The 21,663-nt window shown below is 63.9% G+C and carries 12 protein-coding genes; 2 read left to right on the top strand and 10 right to left on the bottom strand.

Annotation, left to right across the window (positions count from 1 at the left end):
- Positions 1 to 372 precede the first annotated feature (372 nt).
- A complete protein-coding gene (locus VT84_RS21280; protein ID WP_162271796.1) occupies positions 373 to 2,961 on the top strand; it encodes a serine/threonine-protein kinase in 2,589 nt (862 codons plus the stop codon).
- A 10-nt stretch (positions 2,962 to 2,971) separates the two neighbouring features.
- On the opposite strand, the gene VT84_RS21275 is transcribed toward VT84_RS21280, so the two are convergent.
- The 7 genes from VT84_RS21275 to dcuC all read right to left on the bottom strand — a co-directional run bounded on the left by VT84_RS21275 (position 2,972) and on the right by dcuC (position 11,902).
- Positions 2,972 to 3,733 (bottom strand): class I SAM-dependent methyltransferase, encoded by a 762-nt coding sequence (locus VT84_RS21275; protein WP_082840923.1) that lies wholly within the window; start codon positions 3,731 to 3,733, stop codon positions 2,972 to 2,974.
- Positions 3,734 to 3,773: 40 nt separating this feature from the next.
- Positions 3,774 to 4,301 carry a DUF4240 domain-containing protein gene (locus VT84_RS21270; RefSeq protein WP_162271795.1) on the bottom strand — a complete coding sequence of 176 codons (528 nt, stop codon included), beginning with the start codon at positions 4,299 to 4,301 and terminating at the stop codon, positions 3,774 to 3,776.
- Between the two features lie 34 nt (positions 4,302 to 4,335).
- Positions 4,336 to 4,884, bottom strand: a complete 549-nt coding sequence (locus tag VT84_RS21265; protein WP_082840921.1) for a DUF4240 domain-containing protein — start codon at positions 4,882 to 4,884, stop codon at positions 4,336 to 4,338.
- Between the two features lie 16 nt (positions 4,885 to 4,900).
- On the bottom strand, positions 4,901 to 6,181 hold the full coding sequence (locus tag VT84_RS21260) for a hypothetical protein (RefSeq protein WP_082840920.1): 1,281 nt from the start codon (positions 6,179 to 6,181) through the stop codon (positions 4,901 to 4,903).
- Positions 6,182 to 6,265: 84 nt separating this feature from the next.
- Positions 6,266 to 7,126, bottom strand: a complete 861-nt coding sequence (locus VT84_RS21255; protein WP_082843363.1) for a TatD family hydrolase — start codon at positions 7,124 to 7,126, stop codon at positions 6,266 to 6,268.
- A gap of 191 nt (positions 7,127 to 7,317) precedes the next feature.
- Positions 7,318 to 10,362 carry an FAD-binding and (Fe-S)-binding domain-containing protein gene (locus tag VT84_RS21250; RefSeq protein WP_082840919.1) on the bottom strand — a complete coding sequence of 1,015 codons (3,045 nt, stop codon included), beginning with the start codon at positions 10,360 to 10,362 and terminating at the stop codon, positions 7,318 to 7,320.
- A 43-nt stretch (positions 10,363 to 10,405) separates the two neighbouring features.
- The gene (gene dcuC / locus VT84_RS41020; RefSeq protein ID WP_052560895.1) at positions 10,406 to 11,902 is read right to left on the bottom strand and encodes a C4-dicarboxylate transporter DcuC; all 1,497 of its coding nucleotides are present in this window, start codon (positions 11,900 to 11,902) and stop codon (positions 10,406 to 10,408) included.
- A 173-nt stretch (positions 11,903 to 12,075) separates the two neighbouring features.
- Between dcuC and VT84_RS21240 the strand changes: the two genes are divergently transcribed.
- Positions 12,076 to 12,372, top strand: coding sequence for a hypothetical protein (locus VT84_RS21240; protein ID WP_052560894.1), 297 nt, complete (start codon positions 12,076 to 12,078; stop codon positions 12,370 to 12,372).
- A 697-nt stretch (positions 12,373 to 13,069) separates the two neighbouring features.
- On the opposite strand, the gene VT84_RS21235 is transcribed toward VT84_RS21240, so the two are convergent.
- From VT84_RS21235 to VT84_RS21225, 3 genes are all read right to left on the bottom strand, one after another.
- A complete protein-coding gene (locus VT84_RS21235) occupies positions 13,070 to 14,005 on the bottom strand; it encodes a putative zinc-binding metallopeptidase (RefSeq protein WP_162271794.1) in 936 nt (311 codons plus the stop codon).
- 299 nt (positions 14,006 to 14,304) lie between these two features.
- Complete coding sequence (locus VT84_RS21230) at positions 14,305 to 17,763, bottom strand: efflux RND transporter permease subunit (RefSeq protein ID WP_082840917.1); 3,459 nt, start codon at positions 17,761 to 17,763, stop codon at positions 14,305 to 14,307.
- Between the two features lie 34 nt (positions 17,764 to 17,797).
- Positions 17,798 to 21,661, bottom strand: a complete 3,864-nt coding sequence (locus VT84_RS21225; RefSeq protein WP_082840916.1) for an efflux RND transporter permease subunit — start codon at positions 21,659 to 21,661, stop codon at positions 17,798 to 17,800.
- Between the last annotated feature and the right edge of the window lie 2 nt (positions 21,662 to 21,663).

Raw genomic sequence — 21,663 nt, 5'->3', positions numbered from 1 at the left:
GGCGATCGAATCATGCTACCCACACTCCCCGGAGCGTGCCAGAAGCGGTTCGGCTTCGCGCACGCCTGAAAGCCGCACACTTTTTGAAAATCCCTCACTCTTTTTCAGCCCGGCGCGCAAACGCGAGCGAACGAGCACGTCCGAAACGCCGACCTGTTCGGCGATTGTGACCTACGAATTCGGTGTGGCAGAACGCTCGGATTCCGATCACACCGTGCGCCTGCTTTCGCACTCCCCGCCCAACTCGTAGCGAGGGTGCCCTCTGTGGCCATCGCCTGTCCGTATTGCGCCCACCGATTGAATCTGAAGTCTGCGAAGCCCGGCCGATACCGGCCTCGGTGCCCCGCGTGCTCTCAGCCGTTCATGTTGTGCGTGCCGGACGAACCCGGGAGCGCCTTGCAGGTTCAGGCGCTCCCGAGCGGCGTGCAAACCCGTGACTCGCGCGAGCAGGCCGCGGCGTCTGCGGTGGGCGTTGAACTCGTGACCCCGCCGCCGGCAGCAAGACCTTCAAATCCTCCGTCGGGCGGGACGCCGTTCCCGTCTTCGCACGTATTCGGCTTTGCCAGCACGAATCCCGATCCGAACCATCGCAGCGCGACCCCGCCTCCCGGTCCGATCAGCGGTGACGCGGAAGATCCGGGCATCGCGCCGCACACGGAAGTTCGCGGGTACACCATTGAGCGCGAACTCGGGCGCGGGGGCATGGGGACGGTGTACCTCGCGACGCAGCTCTCGCTCGATCGGCCGGTCGCGCTGAAGGTGATGAGTAAGCGCTGGGCCACCGACCCGGTGTTCGTGGCCCGGTTCACGCGCGAGGCGTTCGCCGCAGCTCAACTTTCGCACCCCAACATCGTTCAGATTCACGATATCGGTGAGGTCGACGGGGCGCGCTTCTTCAGCATGGAGTACGTCCGCGGGAAATCGCTCGCGGACCTGCTGAAAGTGCAGGGGAAACTCGATCCGGAAACGGCGGTCGGGTACATTCTTCAGGCCGCACGAGGACTGAAACACGCACACGATCGCGGGATGATTCACCGCGACGTGAAACCCGATAACCTGCTGCTCGACGTACAGGGCCTGGTCAAAGTCGCGGACCTGGGGTTGGTGAAGACCCCGGCCGTGTCGCGTGCGGACGATCGGCTCGCGGACCCGAGCGCGCGGAGCGGGCTGCTCTCGCTGCCGCCCGATATGACCGGCGCGCGGATCGCGCTCGGAACGCCGGCGTACATGTCGCCCGAACAGTGCCGCGACGCGGCGACCGTGGACCACCGCGCCGACATCTACTCCCTGGGTTGCACGCTCTACGTCCTCGTGACCGGCCGCCCGCCGTTCGACGGGACGACGGCCGTCGAGTTGATGTCGAAGCACGCTTACGACCCGCTCGTGCCGCCGGAGCAGATCGTCGCCCGCGTGCCGAAGGAGGTCTCCGCGGTCATTCAGCGGATGATGGCGAAGAGCCGGGACGACCGTTACCAGGACATGAGCGAGGTGATCCGGACCCTCGAAGCGTGGCTCGGGGTTTACCATGCGGGTACGTTTTCACCGCACGAGGAGCAGATTTCGCGACTCGAAACGGCCGTGCTCCGGTTCAACACCTGTGGCACCGCGGTGTTGCGGGGGCGGCTCATTTCGGGGTTCTTTGGCACAGTTGCGCTGATGGCCGTGCTGCTCGCGTTCTTCGGAAAGATCGGGTGGGCGTTCGGTATCTTCGGACTCGCGCTGGAAACGACGCTCGCGTACTTCGTGCTCGACGGGATCACGCGCAAGGGGCACCTCTTCAGTTGCACGCGGCGCTTCATTTCGGGTTTGGGGCGCGGGGACTGGATCGTGGGGCTGTCGGGCTTCGCGATGTTCTGCGTGCTGCTCGCCCTGTTGAAAGTGTTCTGGATGTGGATCGGTTTCGGATTGATCGGGATCGGAATCGCGTTCGCGCTGCGCTACGGTATGGACCGCGCGCTGGTCGAAGAGCGCCGGGAAATCATTGAGGGGTGCGAACGGCAGCTCCGGCGGATGCGGGCGCGCGGGTTGGACGAAGAGGCGCTGCGCCAGTTCGTGGCGAAGTTCGCCGGGCGCGACTGGGAAGAATTCTTCGAGACACTGTTCGGGTACGAGGCGAAGCTGGCCGCGCGCACGGTGCTGCTCCGCGGGGGGGCGGCCGGGGTGCGCGAAACGCACGCGGCGTGGCGCGAACCGATCATCGCCACAATGGAGCGGATCGAGAAATCTCGTAAGGACTCGCGCGAACGCAAGCTGTTGCTCGCGGTCGAACGTGCGAACCTGCTCGCGGCCGGTGCGAACGCCCAGACCGCGGAAGATCAAGCGCGGGCCGCGGCGGACGCGATGGTACGTGCGGCGGACGAGATCCGGCGCGCGGAAACGGCTCACGCGCCGGGAGGTGCCACCGCACACGCGCCCACGAGCGTGCGCACGCTGTTCCGCGCGGCCGAACAACCGGACGATTTCGTGTTCGTGCCGACGCGCAAGCGCGACCCGCTCGGGACCATAATTTCGCTGTTCGTTGGGCCGCACGTGCGGACGATCGGAGCGGCTCTACTGCTCGCCGCGTGCGCGCTGTGGGCTCATCAGAACGGCCTTGTTCCCGGGGCCGAACTTCGTGCTCAAGCAACGCAAGCAATGGAGAGCCAGGATCTGTCCGCTCTGCAACAGCCGGTTGCGCTCGACGCGACCCGCGCGACGAAGCCGCTGGTGTTCCCCGGCGTACCGGCGCCGGTGCTGGGGTGGGTCGACAGTTTCAACGTGGGGCTGGCCGGGCTGATGTTGCTCGCCTCTCTCTTCTTCCGCGGGAACCTGATGAGCGTGCTCGTGCTGATTGGCGCAGCGGTCGCAGCAATCGGGCACCAGTTCGGAATCCACACCGTGGAGCCGTTCCGGGACTATCACGTATCGCTGATGCTCGGCTCGTTGCTCACGCTGGTCGGCTTCCGTCTCGGTACGCGCTGAGCGTTTCCGTTCACGTTTTCGGATTCTCGACGCGCCCAACGCGGGTGGCCAATTTCCATCGCACCGTGCGCACGGTCGCGGGTTCTCCCCACGCGGCAGTGAATGCCTCACTCAGCCGGTCGAGCGGGTTGAAGCCGTTCGTCTTCTCGAACCGTTTCGTCGCGGACCACGTGTTCATGTACCCGACGAGTGTGGGCAAGTCCCAACGCGCGGTCATCTCCAGTCGAGGACTCGGGATTTCTGTAAACGGGAACGGGATCGTGCGATAACCGGCATCCACGAGCGCGCGTTCCGGTGGCCAGTACGGACCAACGAACTCGCTCTGGAGCCGGTCGAGTACGGGATCGACGTCCGCGTTTACGGAGTGCAAGTCGTAGCTCCACACCGCGACTACTCCGCCCGGCTTACAAACGCGGCGGACCTCGGCGAAGAAACGATCGATGTCGAACCAGTGAAGCGCCTGCGCGACGGTGACGAGGTTCGCGCTCGCATTCGGGAGCGGGCACTGTTCTGCGGGTGCGACCGCGTACTCGACGTTCGGGTGCGGTGTCGCGTTCTTCACCTGCTCGGCGCTGGCGTCTGTAGCGAAGACGCGATTGAAGTGCTCGGCGAGGATGACCGCGGCCTGACCGTTTCCTGTGCCACAATCCCAGACGAGATCACGGGCCGGCGCAACAGACGCGAGAAACGTGAACAACTCGGGCGGGTACGTCGGCCGAAACGTGCGGTAGTCGCTCGCGTGGCCGGAGAAGTGGTCTTTAAATGCACTCATCGGGTGGCACTTCCACTTTCAGTGACCCAGAGAACTTGTGTCACTCGTCGCGTTCCGGAATCAGGTACAGGTGACACAGCTTCGGGAACCGCTTGCGCATCTCGGACTCGTCTTCAAAGTCCCAGTCCGCGCCCTCGGGCGGTGGAGGAGGGGAGTCTACTTCTGCGCGATCGAGCCGCGTGTAGAAGTCGCTCATGCCCGTTTTCTCTTCGTACACCCGGAGCGCGGCAGCATCGAGCCCGAAGCCGTCCACGGGGTCGCCGTCGAGAATGTCTGTGAGGGAATCCGGGTCACGGAGCGCGTGCTCGTAGGCGCGGCGCCCGCGCCCGACGAGCCACACGCGGAAGTCGCGGAACCCGTCGTCCGAGCACCCGCCGTTGATGAGGCACGCTGCGCCCCACAAATCGATGAGGTTCGCGGACGAGACGGCCTCGTCGAAGCGCGCCTGGAACTCGATGATCTCGAACCACTTTAAAGCGCCGAGCCGCTCCTTGAGCGCTTCAAAGTGATCGATCGGGTCCGGTCGGTATGCGTCCTCGATGACCTTCCAGAACGGTTTCCAGTCCATCGAGCACCTCACGGAGAGCGTCGGGTTTGGCGTATTATTCGCCCGCGCCCCCGTCCATGTAAAGCGCCGAGAGGCGCGGGAGCCGCTTTCGCATCTCCGCGTCGTCATCGAAATCCCAGCCCGCGCCCAGAGCGGGGTACCGCGAGCCGTTCGGGTGTCTGGCCTTTACCGCCGCGTTGTAGGCGTCGTACCCGGCTTCATCCCGCTTGGTTTTTGTCGCGGCGAACCACGCCAGCATTGCCGGGTAGCACTCGCACTCGACGTCGCCGTCGTCCGGATCAACCACGTCAGCCAGAGTATCCGGGGTCGTGACCGCGGTTTGGAACACGTCGCGCCCGCGCAGAACGAGCCACCGGCAAAAATACTCGAACCCGTCGTCCGAGCACCCCCCGTTGATGAGGTACGCCGCGCCCCACAAGTTCCAGTTGTAGGCCTCGCCCATCATCAGTTCCCACCAGTGATTGAAGTCGAGGATCTCGTTCGGTGGTAACTTCGTCAGCCGCTGTTCCAATCGCTCCGCGTGGGCGTCCGGGTCTTTGCGTTTACTCTTTTGGATGTGGTCCCAGAATTCGTCGAGCGTCATGGGCGACTCCAGCGCATCAGATACCGAGCAGCTTGCGCCCCGCTTTCACGGTGCGCTTCTTCGGTGCACGCGGATCGTCGTTCACGTCCAGTTCCCAACAGCAGTGGATCGCGTAAGCGTCCTCGGGACTCATGGCCGCGTTCGTTTCCCCGAACAGCGCGAAGGTGATGGAACCGACCATACCCAGCCCGACCTCGTCTGTGCCATCTTCGTTGCGGCCGGCGTAGGTGTACTTGAACAGCCACACGCGGCGCCGGTCGTTGGTCGGCGGCCAGTCGAGTTCGCGCGTGTCGAACAGTGTGACCTCGGTCGGTGGCTCGCCGAACTCGTTCGGGTGCCGGAGCCACTGACACATCTGGGCGAGCGCGTTGAAGTCCGGTTCCCGGGCCGCGGCCGGGATGCGATCGGACTGTTCGAGCTCTTCGAGGTATTGCTGCGCCATGATGCTGTGGTGCGGGTCTTCGCACATGCGCGCCAGGACCGTGAGCCCCGCCGTGCCCCCGCGGTACGCCGACGCCCAGGCCGCCTCCATCTGGACGCCAGTATCCGAGTGGTCCATCGCCAGTGACGCGAGCGAGTTCCGCGCCTTCGATTCGATGAACGGGAGCGCCGCTGCTGCGCTATGAGCGTAGCTGAAGTGCTCCGAGTTCGAGTCCGCGAGCCACGTTTCCAGGCGCTTGTGGCCTTCTTCAGTATCGAACGGGTGCGCGTCGAGCCGCTTTTCGCGCGCCGCGGCGTTCACCAGATCGAGGTACGCGACCGCGGCGAAATCGGTCGGGAGCGGGTCGCGGAGCCGGTCGATCAGTTCTGTGCTGAGCGGGTGCCCCTCGTCTGCGAACACGCCGAACACGATCTCCCACATGTACTCGTCGGGGAACCGGCGCACAGCTGCCACAATGCGCTCCAGTCCCGGTTTCGACACGTACACCGCGAACATCTTGCAGATCGTCAGGATCGGATCGGACGGGCACTCCGGCACCATGATCGCCGCGTCGAAGAGGCGCATCAGTTCCGTCATTCCGCGATCGCGGAGCAGGCGGGTGGCGTCGTCGGACGATTCGTTCTGGAACAGCACCGCGAGCGTCTGGAGCGGGGTACCGGTTTCGCCGTGAACTTTCGCGTCGATGAGCGGCTTCACGTCGGTGATGGCCGCCAGTGCGCTGACCAGCCCTTCGGCGTCCCCGAGCGTGAGTTCCTTATCGTCCCAGGGTTCGAGCGCTTCGGACAAGCTGGCTGCTTCCGGTTTCGCGAGTGCGGTGCGGATCGTTTCGGCGAGGTCCAGTTTGCGACGAGCCATGTCGTGTTCTCGTAAGAAAGTGGTCCGCCACTCCGTGGCGGCTTCGCGGAACGAACTCGTTGGTTCCCGCGAGGGTATTGCCGACTAGTATCCCGCCTTCGCGGTCGCGGGCGTCGCGACGCCGTTGGTGCTGGGTTCCGGCGGCCACTCTTTCCAGTTGTTCGCCTGCCGCCAGAAACTCAGCGGGTTGTCGTACACCACTTTCTTGATCTCCGATTCCTTGTGCCCGCGCCGCTTCATCTCCTGGATGAGTTCCGGTACCGCGAGCGGGTCCGATTTGCCCCAATCGCCGGCCGAGTTTGCCATGATACGGTCCGTGCCGACCATTTCGATGATGTCGCACGCTCGTGCCGGGGTGCATTTGGTGACCGGATACAGCGTCATCCCGCACCAGAACCCGTTGTCGAGCGCGAGTTTAACGGTGTGCTCCTCGACGTGGTCGACGCACACGCGGTGCGGTTTGACGCGCGGGTCGTTCTTGAGCATGTCCACGATCATCCGCGTGCCCTTGTATTTGTCCTCCAAGTGCGGAGTGTGGATCAGAATCAGCTCGTCGGTCTTCGCGGCAAGGTCGAGGTGCTCCTGGAAGATGGTGGCCTCGTTCGCGGTGTTCTTGTTGAGACCGATTTCGCCGATCCCGAGCACACCCGGGCGCCCCAGGAACTCCGGGATCATCGAAATCACTTCGCGCGACAGCGACACGTTCTCGGCTTCCTTGGCGTTGATACACAACCAGGAATAGTGCTTGATGCCGAACTGCGCCGCTCGTTTCGGCTCGAACTCGGTGAGGTGGCGGAAGTAGTCGTGGAACCCCTGTGCGGTCCCACGATCGAACCCGGCCCAGAACGCGGGTTCCGAAATCGCGGCACACTGCGAATACGCCATCCGCTGGTAGTCGTCCGTGGTCCGCGAAATCATGTGGATGTGCGGGTCGATATATTTCATCTTGAACACATCTCCTTACGGGCCAATCGCTTGCGTCGTATCAGATGCCGGACTTCGGCTTTTTGTGTGCAGAATAAGGCCACCTATTGGCCTGATTGCTTAATCTGCCAGAATACCACAATGGCACGACGCCCGAAACCCGCCGTCCGCTCTGGTTTGGTAACAGAAGCCGGCGCTCAGGTAGCACCGTTTTATGCCTCGCCCGCGAGCACTTCGAGCGGGTGACGCGCGACGCGGCCGGTGAGGTCGCGGATCTGGTGGCGGCACGAGGTTCCAGTCGCGATCACGGTCGCGGCTGGGGCCGCGGTGACTGCGGGGACGAGGTCGAGGTTCGCGATCTTCACGCTCACGTCGTAGTGCTGTTTCTCGTAGCCGAACGCGCCGGCCATTCCACAACACCCCGCGTCGAGAACGGTCACGTCCAGCCCGCGCACAAGGCGCAGCGCGTCCTGGGTGCCCTTCGACCCGACCAGCGCCTTCTGGTGGCAGTGCGGGTGCAGAAGCGCCTTCCCCGCAACCGGCGCGACATCCAGAGCCAGCCCGTGGTCGCTTACCTGGCGCGCGAGCCACCCGTCGGCCATCTCCGCGGCCGCCGCGACGCGCTTCGCCGCAGGGCCGGGCACCAGTTCGGGCCACTCGTCGGACAGCGAGAGAACGCAACTCGGCTCCAATCCCAGGATCGGAATCCCCTGCGCCGCGAAGTGATCGAGTTTCGCGATGCCGTCTCGGGCAAGCTTCCGTGCGTCGGTAAGGAAACCCTTCGAGAGCATCGCCCGGCCGCAGCAGATCCCGGCGAGTTCCACCGTGAACCCGGCACGTTCCAGCAGTGCCACCGCGGCGCGGCCGATGTTCGGCTCTTGGAACGTAGTGAAACAGTCGTCGAGCAGCACGACCGAACGCGGAGCGCGGAGTTCGGAGTTCGGAACGGAAACCGACGAACTTTCGCCCTCTTGTTTGCCGTTCCGCGTTCCGCGCTCCGAATTCCGCGTTTGATAGAACCATTTGCGGAAGTGATCGCGGTGCCATTCCGGAAGGCTGCGTCGGCGGTCGATGCCGGCGAGGTTCTCCATCGCGCGCCGCGCCCACGACCGCCGCGCGAACCAGTTGTTCACCCCGGCGAACCGCGCCGCCAGCGGACTCAAGCGGTGGATGTGCTTCACGAACAGGTGCCCGAGCGGACGGGCGCGGCGCGCATAAAAAGCGTGCAGGAACTCGGACTTCAGCTTCGCGACGTCGACATTACTCGGGCACTCGGACTTACACGCCTTACACGAGAGGCACAGGTCCATCACGTCCGAGATCCACCGCTGAGCGATCGGCGCGTGCCGGCTCTTTTGGGGCGTCTCGTTTGTAAGCGTCAGGCGCAGCGCGTTCGCGCGGGCGCGAGTGGTATCCTGTTCGTCCTTCGTGGCGCGGTACGAGGGGCACATCGCGCCGCCCTGCGTTTTGCGGCACACGCCGGCGCCGTTGCACAGCTCGATACTGCGGAAGAACCCGCCCTGCTTTGAGAAATCGAGCACGGTTGGCGGATCGGACGCGGGCATGCGGCCCGGGGGCACACGCATGTTGTCTTCCATCGCGGGGGCGTCCACGATCTTGCCCGGGTTTAGCACGTTGCCCGGATCGAACCCGCGCTTCACTTGTCGGAACGCCTCGTACACGACCGGCCCGAACATCTTGCGGTTCCACTCGCTGCGCACCAGCCCGTCGCCGTGCTCGCCGCTCAAACTGCCGTTGAACTCCAGCACGAGGTCGGTCACGTCCTCCATGATCTTCCGCATGGTCGCGACGCCGGCTTCCTCGTGGATATTCAGCACGGGCCGGATGTGCAAACAGCCCACGCTCGCGTGCCCGTAGAAGGCGCCGTCGGTACCGTGTTTGTGAAAGATTTCGCGGAAGCGGGCGGCGAACTCGGGCAGGCGCTCGGGGTCGACCGCGGCGTCCTCGCAGAACGTGACCGGCTTCGCGTCCCCCGGCATCCCGTACAGGAGCGGCACCGCGGAACTTCGCAGCGCCCAGAGCGGGTCGCGTGTGGCCGCGTCGAGCGCGGGGACACTGGCGGTCAGCCCCATGCACCCGGCGAGGCGCCGATCGAGTTCGTGAACGCGGTACGACACCTCGGCGGGGTCGTCGGAACTGAACTCGACCATCAGAAGCGCTTCGGGGCGCCCGCGCACCGCGGCCATCGTGTTTTTGAGTGATCGCTGGTTGCGCGCGAGGTCGATCAGCATCCGGTCCATCAACTCGACAGCGGACGGTTCGAGTTCGAGGCACGCTTGCAGTGCGTCCAGGGCCGCCCCGAGCGACGCGAATTGCGGAACGAGCAGTCCGCGGTGCTTCAAACGCGGAACGACGGCGAGTTCGACTTCCGCGGTGACGGCGAGCGTTCCTTCGCTCCCCACGAGGAGCGGAACGAGTGAGTGAGGCGAACCCGGTCCACCGGGGCCGGGGTACCCCTCGGCTCCAGTGGGTGCCCCCGGCCTTGCGGCCGGGGTTCGCTCCACCAGCCCGACCGGAGTACGCTCGACCAGCGCCGCGAGATTGTACCCGCTCACCTTGCGGACGATCTTCGGCGTGCGCGCGAGAATGTCGCTCGCGGCCTGGCGCACGGTGGAATCGACGGTCCGGTACGCTTCACCCTCGCGCGTCCGCAATTCGAGCTTGCGCTCATACTCCAGTGCCGTGAGCGGCCCGAACTCGGTCCGCGCGCCGTCGGACAGCACGGCGGTGAGCGCGCGGACGTGATCGACCGTTTGCCGGTACACGATCGACCGCGCGCCGGCGGAGTTGTTCCCGATCATGCCGCCGAGCGTGGCCCGGCTCGCGGTCGCCACGTCCGGACCGAACATCAGACCGTGTGGGGCGAGTGCGCGGTTCAGGTGGTCGAGCACCACCCCTGGCTGCACGCGCACGCGGCGGTTGGCGACATCTACTTCGCCGACCGCGTTGAGGTACTTTGAGCAATCGATCACGATGCCCGGACCGATGCTCTGCCCGGACAGGCTCGTTCCGCCGCCGCGTGCGGTGATCGGTACGTTCAGATCGGACGCGATCTGCACCGTGCTCGTGAGGTCGTCGATGGTTTTCGGCAACACGACCCCGAGCGGCCGGACCTGATAGTGGCTCGCGTCGGTGGAGTACAATCCGCGTGACGTGTCATCGAACCGCACCTCGCCGCTGATGTGTCGGCGCAGGTAGCGGACCAGAGAATCCCGGCGTGCGGTCGCGAAGTCCATGAGGTCGGGTATACGGGACGGGCGCGTCGTTGGTCACGTCCGCTCACAGGACTCCCGCGAGCCGGAGCAGAACTACTACAGCGATTCCGACGAGGAGCGGCACGGCCACCCGCTTCACCAGCGTGAACGGGTTCGTTCCCGTGAGGGTCGCGCACATTAGCACGACGGCCGCGACCGGCGACATCGTGCGCCCCGCCGCGCTCCCGAGCGACACCATCGCACCGACCGCGACCGGATCGAGTCCGAGTGCCTCAGCGGGTCCGTGGAAGAACCCGTAGAGGCTCTGCGTGCTCGCCATCCCGGAACCGCAAATCGCCGCGAACACGAGCGGCACGAGCGCGGCCAGTGGTTGCATCAATCCGGGTGCGCTCTTGATGAGCGTACCGAGTGCCTCCGCCAGCCCCGCGGCTTTAATGGCTTCCCCGAAGCAGTTGGCGATGACAATGAGGCTGACGATGTTGGCGAACCCGTACCCGGCCCCAGAGAAAAATTCCTTCACGCAGTCACGCGCCTTGTTGGGCGTGACTGCCGCTGCAACCAGCACCCCGATCAGCATCGCGAACCCGATGAGCCGACTGTTGTACGCGGGGTCGCGCGAGCCATCCGCTCTCTTCGGCACCACCCATGCATCCGGGATCTCGAACAGGTTGTAGGGCTCCGGCATCGCAGACGCGAACAGCAGCGCGAGCGGAACCAGCGGCACGAGCGCTTTCAGCACGTTGATGCGCTCGGAGGTAGGCTGTAACCCCTCCCCAACCCCTCCCCTAAACGGAGAGGGGCTTAAGACAGACGCTTGGGGTGCGATTGTCTGTGCGTTTGGTTCAGTTCCCCCTTCCTTCTTAGGGAAGGGGGTTAGGGAGTTAGGTTGCCTTTCTGTTCCCCCTCCCTTCCGCTCCCACCATACGCTCATCAGCCAAATGACGGCGGTCGCAACCGCGAGCTGCGTGAACACCAGCGCCGGGAGGTACCGCTGCGTTTGCACGATCGTCGGGACGTTGGTCAGGTTCGCAACGGTGAGCAGTTCCGGCGCACCGGGGTTCAGCAACTCCCCACCGACCGATGCACCGAGCAGCAGGCACGCGCCGATGGTCCCCATCGAGTACCCCGCGGCGCGCATGAGAGGCACCACGACCGCGCCGAGGCACACGGCGGTGCTGGTCTGGCTCACAAGCGGAATGTTCACCAGGAACCCGACCACGATCACACCCGGTACCATCAACCCGCGCACGTACCGCAACGGGTGTACCAGCAACAAAACGAGGTGCCGTTCGCAGCCAGTGTGTTTGAGCACATGGGCGAACCCCATCGCGGTGCAAATGGGAACGACGAACTTCTCGTTCGAGAACGTCGCCAGGAACGTTTGCAGCACGCGCGCAACAGGTCCGCCCGTGCTGCTGGGTTTCGTCGCGATCGTGACCTCAGCGACCGTGGCGACTACGAGTGCCGCCGCGAGCAGCACGAGGCGCACGTCCCACCCCTTCACCACCAGCACAATTGCCGCGCCCACAACCAGTAGCGCCACCGCCCCCGCGAATTCCATGCGCTGCTCCACGCGCCCACGTCAAATTGTACCGCCAATGCGGGCCGCGCGCGATGCGCGGCACTGCGCGGCAGATGGATGAGCGTTTCCCCAAAAAGTGTTCAAGTCAACCTCCCACGCATGGGATTGTTGGGAATAGTTCAAATGAACCATCATTTCACGAGGCACTCCCGATGACAAATGACGCCAAATTCGGCATGCTTGTCGGCGTTCTCGGCGTCGTCGGGGCGTCCGTGTTCCTGGCGAAGCCGCCCGTACAATCGGGCGCACCAGAAACTCAATCGCAGCAGCAAATTTCGATACAAACGGCGCTACCCGCAAATACCCCAGTGGCGAACACGACACCTGTCGTTCACCCCCAACCGGAACCCGGGCTTGCTGCCCTACCCTCTACGCCCGTCGTCCGGACGCGCAAGGATGTCGAGGCGAAGCCCACGTCGCGTCAGTCGGGAGCGGACGAGGAGCCGTAATTATCTGGGTCGTTTTTGATGTGACTGCCGCAACGCAACTCGCTGCACAAGAGCTGACAATTGCGAGTTCGATCAGCCCAATACGCACATCCAATTCACGGTCCTGTGGGGACCGCGCTCGGATTGTTTCAGAACGGATCGGCTAATAGATGGTGTCGTTGGAACGATGTATCCGATCGCAACCCCTGACATAACCTCGGACGCGCGACTGCTGTAAGCACTTCTAATCGATGTGAGAATTCAACTCCGGCTGCTTCGCGGCTTCAAGACGGCACTCGATACTCTTCCGCATCACCGCTCGACGTGGTGTGCCACCAGAGCGCAGGTGTCGTGAGCGTGCCACCACGCCCACCAACTGAACCAGGCATCTGCGGGCCGAACCTCACTCTTCTCGTTGTTGCAAGTGCCGATTGATTGGTGAGCGAATTGACGGGGCGATTTGACCACGGCTGAGATCTCCGAGCTGAGTGCGATTGGTTCCCTATCGCGTCTGAAGAACCAATCGACATCGGAGATGAATTCGTGTCACGCTTTTCGTGACACGGACTCGAATTCAACGGATGCCCATGATCTTGTACGATCGGCCGGCTTGCTTTACGAATGGAGTGTGTTCGGGGCTTGATTTCGTGCTCCGCCCTCAACGCGGACTCGGGTGGTGTAAACAGAACGACACATCCGAGTCATTTCCTCCATTCGATTATCGGAACCAGAACCGCGAACGGTGGGAAAGTGGAAAGAGGCGCCACCGATGTGCGACGCACGCCGGCGGGCAGAGGCATTCGGGGCGCAACTCCGCAATTTGCGCCTCGGTTTCGTTAGCGCGGGGCCGGTCGCGGCGATCGATCTTCTTCGCCGCGTCCCAGAACAGTTCGTCGACGTCCGGGCAGAAGCGCTTCATCAGCGCCTTCATGCGCTCGACCTTGGCATCGAGCACGGCGTCCGTTTTGATTCGCTTCTCGATGTAAGCGGAATCGACGATCAGGTTGGCGAACACCTCGGCCTTGTCCTCCTCCACACCGGTCGTGGAGTAGTGGTTCAGGAACCCGGGTACCGCGTCCGTCAGCGTGGACGTGTTGGCCACGCCCTGAGCGTTCGCCCCGCCGCTCCCGTACTTGAACGCACGCGGGTTCAGCGCGGCCCATTCCTTGTCCGCGTAGAGTTGACCGTCGTCGCGCAGGTCGATGATGTGGAAGAACTCGTGGTGAATCACTTTTCGCAAGTACGTTCGATTGCTGGCACCGCGCTCGACATCGAAGTACAGCGTATCGTGCTCGAAGTCCGGGATCGCGTTCCTCCGTTGACCGGCAAACGACAGTTCGGCACACAACACAACGCGCTTGAGCTTTGCTCGCTGAATCAGCTCGCGCGGGTAGAGGGCAAATTCCGCGACGAACAGCGATGTGTAGCGCTCCACGGCCCCGCGGTCCGCACTTTTTCCGTCAATGGTGCCGTAACTGGCTCGCACAGGAAACGTGGGGCTGGCGGCGACTTCGATTTGGTACGCCCGAGCAATCGCCTCCAGCGGAGACGGTCCCGCGTTTGGAGCGGATTCCTGGGCGAGCGTGACGTTGGGTAAAAGAGCAAGTGCAAGAAAGACGGGAATAAGCCCTGATGGGCGAACGAATTCGATCACGTGTTCTTTCCATTGAATTGAGTGGTACGCCGCGTTGCTGAAAACGTTGAGCGTACCAAGCCCGCACCCGTCCCGACAGTGGCACACGAAACCCCCTGGCGTCCCACTTACAAGATCACGTCGATCCTACGGAACGGCGAACCGGTCGGGGCGTTGGGGATGTGACCGAAGGCTCGGGAGTGACGAGCAGGTGCGAGGGTGATACCCGTTCGCTGTCGGGTTCGAATTCGATTCCCCATCGGGCTACGGTGCCTACATTCCCGACCACAAGAAGTAACAGCGGAAGCGGTAAAACTACATCACTCCGACTTCGCTGTATTCGTAGGCGATTGTTGTGGTTGTGGTTTTTCGGCCGCGGGGAGCGCCGGGGGAGGGGTCTTCTCGCCCTCCACGTGCGAATCGTGCGGTGCTTCTTTGTGCTCGGGCGCGGGTTTTGAGTTCCAGCCGATCGACTGAATAGTCGAGAAGAACACGGGAGTCAGGAAGATCCCGAAAAGCGTCACGCCGAGCATGCCGCTAAACACCGCGATCCCCAGCGAGCGCCGCATCTCGGCCCCGGCACCTTCGGCGATCACGAGCGGCACCACGCCCAGGATGAACGCGAAGCTCGTCATCAGAATGGGCCGCAGCCGCTGGCGGCTCGCTTCGACGGCCGCTTCCTGACGCGACATGCCGTCTTCCTGGCGCTGTTTGGCGAACTCGACGATGAGGATCGCGTTCTTACACGCCAGTCCCACCAGCACGATCAGCCCAATCTGCGTGAAGATCGAGATGTCCTGGTGCCCCACGTTCACTCCGACGACCGCGAACAGCAAACACATCGGCACCACGAGGATAACGGCGAGCGGGAGCTTCCAGCTCTCGTATTGAGCCGCGAGCACCAGGAACACGAACACCACGGCCAGCACGAAGGCGTACACCGCGGTGTTGCCCGCCTGGTTTTGGAGGAAGGTCAGTTCGGTCCAGTCCGTCGCCATCGATTGCGGGAGCGCACGCGCGGCGACGCCTTCCATAAGTGGAACCGCCTGCCCGGTGCTCGTGCCCGGGCTGACGTTCCCGGTAATCGCGGCGGCGGCGTACATGTTGTACCGCTGCACCATTACAGGTCCGCTCGTGTCGCGCACGGTCATTACCGTGCGCAACTGCACCATGTTCCCCTGCGCGTTGCGCAACTGGAGTTGCCCGATCCCACGCACCCGGTCACGGAACATCGGATCGGCCTGCACGTTCACTTGCCAGTTCCGGCCGAACTCGTTGAAGTTGTTCACGTAGTACGACCCCAGGTTGTACTGGAGCGTGTTGAACACGTCGTCGATCGACAGACCGAGTGCGGCGCACTTGGTGCGGTCGATGTCGAGGTAGACCCAGGGGGTGTCGAACCGCGAGCTGTTGAACAGCCCCTGGAGGCCCGGCGTCGCGTTCCCGTCGGCGACGATCTGGTCACTCGCCCTTTGGAGGTCGGCGAGTCCCAGGTTCCCGCGGTCCTCGATGATAATCTTGAACCCGCCGGTCGTTCCCAGCCCCTCGATCGGTGGGGCACCGAACGCCGACACGTTCGCACCGCGAACCTCTTTGCGGCACTGTGCTTCGATTGATGCCGCAATCTCGTCTGCTGCCTGGTTGTCTCCGCTTCGTTGGTCAAACGGTTTGAGCATGACGTACAGCGATCCGAGGTTCGGGGCGTTCGCGTTCAGAATGAGCGACTGGCCGGAAATGCCGACCGTGTGGTCCACGCCCGGCATGTTCTTGGCGATCGCCTCGATGCGCGCCATTACTCGCCGGGTGCGCTCGACCGAGGCCGAATCTGGGAGTTGCACGTTGAGAAGTAAGTAGCCCTTGTCTTGTTGGGGCACGAAGCCAGTCGGAGTGTGAGTGAACTCGCGGTACGTCAGGAAGAGCAGACCACCATAGACCGCGAGCACAATCAGACTCAGGCGCACGAGCCACTTCACCCCGCCCGCGTACCACTCGGTGGTCAATCCGAACCCCTTGTTAAACAGCTTGAAGAACCACCCGAGCACGAAGTCGAGTGCCCGCGTCGGCATGTCCTTCGGCGCGTCTTTGGGTTTTAGCAAAAGGGCCGCGAGAGCCGGGCTGAGCGTGAGTGAGTTGAACGCCGAAATCAGCGTGCTGACCGCGATCGTCACCGCGAACTGGCGGAAGAACTGCCCCGTCACGCCGGTAATGAACGCGGCGGGGACGAACACGGCCGTGAGCACCAGCGCGATCGCGATGACCGGGCCGGTCACCTCGTCCATTGCCTTGCGCGCGGCCTCGCGCGGTTCCAAGCCGTGTTCGAGCCAGCGCTCGACGTTCTCGACCACCACGATCGCGTCATCGACCACGATCCCTATTGCCAACACCAAACCGAACAGCGTGAGGTTGTTGAGCGAGAACTTGAACGCAGCCATGACCGCGAACGTGCCGATCACCGCGACCGGAACCGCTACGAGCGGGATGAGCGCCGCGCGCCACGATTGGAGGAACACGAGCACCACGATCGCCACGAGGATGATCGCGTCGCGGAGCGTTTTGAACACCTCGTTGACCGACTGGCGGACGAACGGCGTCGTGTCATAAACGATGCGGTAATCCATTCCCTCCGGGAACCGCTTCTTCAAGTCTTCCATCTTCTTGTACACGCCGCTGGCCGTATCGAGCGCGTTTGCTCCGGGCAGGCCGTAGATGGTGAGGGCCACCGTCGGCTGACCGTCGAGCGTCGCGGACTGGTCGTACTGCTGGGCACCGAGTTCGACCCCGCCGACGGTTTGCTTGCGTCCGGTCTCGTCGGTGATTTCGCGCCGCGGGGTTACGACATCGCGCAGCCGAACAACCGCCGCCGACTGTCCCGTGGGGCTGGCCGCGGTACCCGCCTGGTCGGTCGAACTGGATTGAGATGAACTCCCCGAAGTCCCGGAACTACTGGCTCCGCTCGCGGTCGCTCCGCTCGTCGTCATCTGCGACGTCTGGGCACCGGCCGGTCCGCCCTGGCCCACTTTGATGATGATGTCCGCGAACTCGTCCGGCTCAATGAGCCGCCCGCGGGTGTTGATCGTGAGCTGGAACTGTTGGCCCTTCGGAACGGGCTGCTGGCCGATTTGCCCCGCTGCGACCTGGATGTTTTGCGCGCCGATCGCGCTCACGACGTCGGCCGCGGTCAGGTTGAGCGCGGCGAGTTTCTCCGGGTCCAACCACGCCCGCATACTGTAGTCGCGCTGGCCCAGGTACCCCACCCCGGCCACCCCGGGGAGCCGGCCGAGTTCGTCGCGGATCTCGATCGTGGCGTAGTTGCTCAGTTCGAGATCGCGGTACCGGTCGTTGGTGGAAACGAGGTTCACGATCATGAGCGTGCTCGGCGACTGCTTCTTGACCGTGATCCCCTCGCGCTGGACGAGCGTGGGGATGACCGGCTGCGCGAGGCTCACGCGGTTCTGCACGAGCACCTGGGCCATGTCCGCGTTGGTGCCCAACTTGAACGTGACGGTGAGCGTGTACGTTCCGTCGTTGGTGCATTGCGAGGACATGTACATCATGCCCTCGACCCCGCTCACCTGCTCCTCAACGGGCGCGGCCACGGTGTCGCGCATGGTCAGCGCGTTCGCGCCGGGATACGACGCGGTGACGACTACAGTTGGCGGCGTGACTTCGGGGTACTGCGCGACGGGCAAATTGAATACGGCCACGGCCCCCGCGAGCGTGATGACGATCGACAGCACCGCCGCGAAGATGGGCCGGTCGATGAAGAAGTGGGAAATCACGCCCGAAGTCCTCCGTCGTTAACTGAGCCGAGGATTACCGCTCCCACTTCACGTGCCCCTTGATCCACCGCCACGCGGGAGGAATCACGTTCGCCAGCACCGCGCCGGAAACTCCGCCGACAATTTCCGCCCACAGGGATTTGCCAAGCTGTAGCCCCACGAGCACGTGAGCCACCGTGTACCCCAGTAGCGCGCCGAGCAGCCCCGCGCCCGCCCCGCGGCTCAGAGTTTCGGAAAAGACCTTGGAATCCACGCCGCGCTGAATGAGGTCGAAAAACACGGGCGTGAGGAATACCCCAAAGAGCGTAACGCCGAGCATGCCACTGAACACCGCGATGCCCAGGCTCCGGCGCATTTCTGCACCAGCGCCCGATGCGACCACGAGTGGCAGCACGCCCAGGATGAACGCGAGCGAGGTCATCAGGATGGGCCGGATGCGCAACCGCGACGCTTCGAGAGCGGCCTCGCGCCGCGGTTTCCCCTCGCGGTGCAGCACCTCGGCGAACTCGACGATGAGAATGGCGTTCTTACACGCCAACCCCACCAACACTACCAATCCAATTTGCACGAACACGTCTACGGCCTTGTGCGCGAGGAGCACGCCACCGATCGAGCACAGCAGACACAACGGGACGACCAGAATGACGGCGAGCGGAAGTGCCCAGCTTTCGTACAGGGCTGCCAGTGCCAGGAACACGAACACGACCGCGAGCGCGAACACGTAGATCGCGGTGTTCCCGGCACGCAACTGGAGGTACATCAGCTCGGTCCACTCGATGCTCATCGAGCGCGGGAGCGTCTGCTCGGCGGCCGCGTTGACCGCGTTGATCGCTTCCCCGGAACTGACCGCGGGGGGCACGTTCCCGCTCACCGCGGCCGAGGTGTAGAGGTTGTACCTCGTCACCGACACTGGGCCGTTGATCTCGCGGAGTTGCACGAGCGTGCCCAGTGGCACCATTTCGCCCCACTTGTTACGCACCTGAAGCAGGTTCACGTCTTCGATCCGCGTGCGGTAGCGCCCCTCGGCCTGGAGTGTCACCTGCCAGTGGCGGCCGAACTCGTTGAAGCTGCTCGCGTAGAGCGACCCGAGGTAGATCTGCATCGCCTGGTTCACGTCGTTGAGCGGCACGCCGAGCGCTTGCGCTTTGGTCCGGTCGACGTCGAGGTACAGTTGCGGCGTCTTCGAGCGGAACTGCGTGAGTACCCCCACGGTCGCGGGGTTCGGTTGGAGCTTGCCGACGACCGCGTCCGTTTGCTTCTGGAGTTCAGCAAGCCCGATCCCACCGCGATCCTGCACCATCACTTTGAAGCCGCTCGCCACACTCAACCCGGGCACCGGGGCCGCGCCGAAGATTTTGACGTCCGCATCACGGATCTCGCGGGCGAAGTCCTTGCGCAGCTTCGCCATGATTGCGTCGGCCGTGAGGTCCGGGCGCTGGCGCTTCTCAAACGGATCGAGGATGAGGAACACGGTGCCGAAGTTCGAGCTGTTCGCCGACATGAGCAGCGACATGCCCGCCGCAGACGCGGTGTGCTGCACGCCGGGCGTGTTCAGCGCGAGCTGGTCCACGCGCGCCATGATCTCTTGCGTGCGTTCCAGCGAGGCCGAGTCGGGCAACTGGATGCTGACGATGAGCCGGCCCTGGTCCTGGTCGGGGACGAAGCCGGTGGGCGCCTTCTGGAAAACCCAGTACGTCGCGACGAGCAACCCGCCATACAAAACGAGCACGATCAGACTGAGCCGGAGTAACCAACCCACCGTTGCTGTGTACATCCGCGTGCCGAACTCGAAGCCGTTGTTGAACAGTCGGAAGAACCAGCCGAGAGTGAAATCCAACCCCCGCGTCAGGTAGTCGCGGCTCCCTTCTCGCTTCCGCATAAGGATCGCTGCAAGTGCCGGGCTGAGGGTGAGCGAATTGAGTGCAGAGAACACCGTGGAGGCGGTGATCGTGACTGCAAACTGGCGGTAGAACTGGCCCGTAATACCGCCCACGAATGCACACGGCACGAACACGGCGCACAACACTAGCGCGATCGCGACGACCGGCCCCGTCACCTCTTCCATCGCCTTGTACGCGGCTTCACGCGGCTCAAGACCTTGTTCGAGCCAGCGCTCGACGTTCTCGACCACCACGATCGCGTCATCGACCACGATCCCGATCGCCAGCACCAAACCGAACAGGGAGATGTTGTTGACCGTGAACCCGAGCGCGAGCATCACGGCAAAAGTGCCCATGATCGCGACCGGTACTGCAACGAGCGGGATCACCGCGGCGCGCCAGTTCTGCAAGAACAGCAGCACGACGAGGGCGACGAGCGCGATCGCCTCGAACAGCGTTTGCACCACGTCCTGGATCGACTCGCGGATGAACGGCGTCGTATCGTAGGCGATCTGGTACTCGATCCCGTCCGGGAACCGTCCCTTCAATTCGTCCATTTTCATGCGGACACGCTCGGCCACGTCCAATGCGTTCGCGCCGGGGAGCAGGTGGATCGCCAACCCGACTGACGGCTTGCCATCGAACGTCGCGCCGTTCGTGTAGGACTGCGACCCGAGTTCGAGCCGCGCCACGTCGCGCAAACGCACGATGGCGGCAGAGGGCGTCGTTCCACCGTCCAGAGATCCGCCGTTGAGCGCGCTGGTCCCGGCGGTTCCGCCGGTCACGGGCGCGGTTCGCGTCGCGCTGGCAGAAGAACTCATCCCGGACACAGCCGTGCCCAACGGTGAATTCGCGGGCATTCCGCTCCCGTTGTCCGTCACGTCCGAGGTCGTTCCGGTCGGATCGGTCGAACTGGTTGCCCCCGAAGCTCCGGCCGAAGACGACATGCTGAGTGCCGGGCCGGTCGTGGCGGGACCGATGGCGAGAGTCGCTGAGCCGGTGGCGGAACTGCCCGGGGACGCATTCGTGACGTAACTCGGGAAACTGAACGTCGCCGGCATCGACGAGGAGCCGGTGGAACTTGTTGCACTCGTCGTTGTGGGGAATATGGCGCTCAGGTTCGGGGCATCGCCCAGCGTTCCGGTGTTGGTCGCCGCACCTCCAGTGAAGCTGCCGCCGAGCGTACCGGCTGATCGCGCGCCGCTCCCGGTACTCGTGCTCGCGATCAGGGCCTGTGGCCGGCTGGCTCGTCCGGCTTTGATGATGATGTCGCCGAACTCGTCCTCCGCGACCAATCGGCCGCGCGTGTCGAGCGTGAGCTGGAACGCTCGCCCGCCCACGCTGGGCGGAAGTCCGATCTGTCCGGGAGCGGCCTCTTTGTTTTGTGCCCGAATCGACGCCGCCACATCGGTCGCGGTCAGTCCACGGGCGGCCAACTTTTGCGGGTTCAACCACGCGCGCATGCTGTAGTCGCGCTGCCCGAACACGTTAATGTCCGATACCCCATCAATGCGCAGTAACTCGTCGCGCACGTTCACCGTGGCGAAGTTGCTCATGTAGATGATGTCGTACCGGTCGTCGGGCGAGTAAAAGCTGATGACCTGCAAGATGTCCGGCGTCTTCTTGCGGATCGTGATGCCCTGGAGCTGGACCTCAGAGGGGAGTTGCGGCATCGCGAGCATCACCCGGTTCTGGACCATCACCAGTGCGGTGTTCAGGTCCGTTCCGATCTCGAACGTGACGCTCAGCGAGTACGAGCCGTCGTTGCCGGACTGCGAGGACATGTAGAGCATGCCCTCGACGCCGTTCACCTGCTGCTCGATCGGCGCGGCGACGGTGTCGGCGACGACTTGGGCACTCGCCCCAGGGTAGCTGATCGAAACCGAAATCGACGGCGGGCTGATCTCCGGGTACTGCGCGACCGGCAGGTTAAGGAGCGCCAGCACCCCCGCCAGCGTGATGACGATCGACAGGACCGATGCGAAAATCGGTCGGTCGATAAAGAAGCGTGAGAACACGG

This window comes from Gemmata sp. SH-PL17 (genome assembly GCF_001610855.1).
Taxonomy (GTDB): domain Bacteria; phylum Planctomycetota; class Planctomycetia; order Gemmatales; family Gemmataceae; genus Gemmata; species Gemmata massiliana.
Note: the sequence above shows the minus strand (reverse complement) of the source record. Positions and strands in the feature narration are given on the sequence as shown.

Coding starts and splice junctions, on each gene's coding strand:
- VT84_RS21275 (WP_082840923.1), bottom strand. CDS start 3,733: ATGAGTGCATTTAAAGACCACTTCTCCGGCCACGCGAGCGACTACCGC.
- VT84_RS21240 (WP_052560894.1), top strand. CDS start 12,076: ATGACAAATGACGCCAAATTCGGCATGCTTGTCGGCGTTCTCGGCGTC.
- VT84_RS21270 (WP_162271795.1), bottom strand. CDS start 4,301: ATGGACTGGAAACCGTTCTGGAAGGTCATCGAGGACGCATACCGACCG.
- VT84_RS21255 (WP_082843363.1), bottom strand. CDS start 7,126: ATGAAATATATCGACCCGCACATCCACATGATTTCGCGGACCACGGAC.
- VT84_RS21250 (WP_082840919.1), bottom strand. CDS start 10,362: ATGGACTTCGCGACCGCACGCCGGGATTCTCTGGTCCGCTACCTGCGC.
- VT84_RS21265 (WP_082840921.1), bottom strand. CDS start 4,884: ATGACGCTCGACGAATTCTGGGACCACATCCAAAAGAGTAAACGCAAA.
- VT84_RS21260 (WP_082840920.1), bottom strand. CDS start 6,181: ATGGCTCGTCGCAAACTGGACCTCGCCGAAACGATCCGCACCGCACTC.
- dcuC (WP_052560895.1), bottom strand. CDS start 11,902: ATGGAATTCGCGGGGGCGGTGGCGCTACTGGTTGTGGGCGCGGCAATT.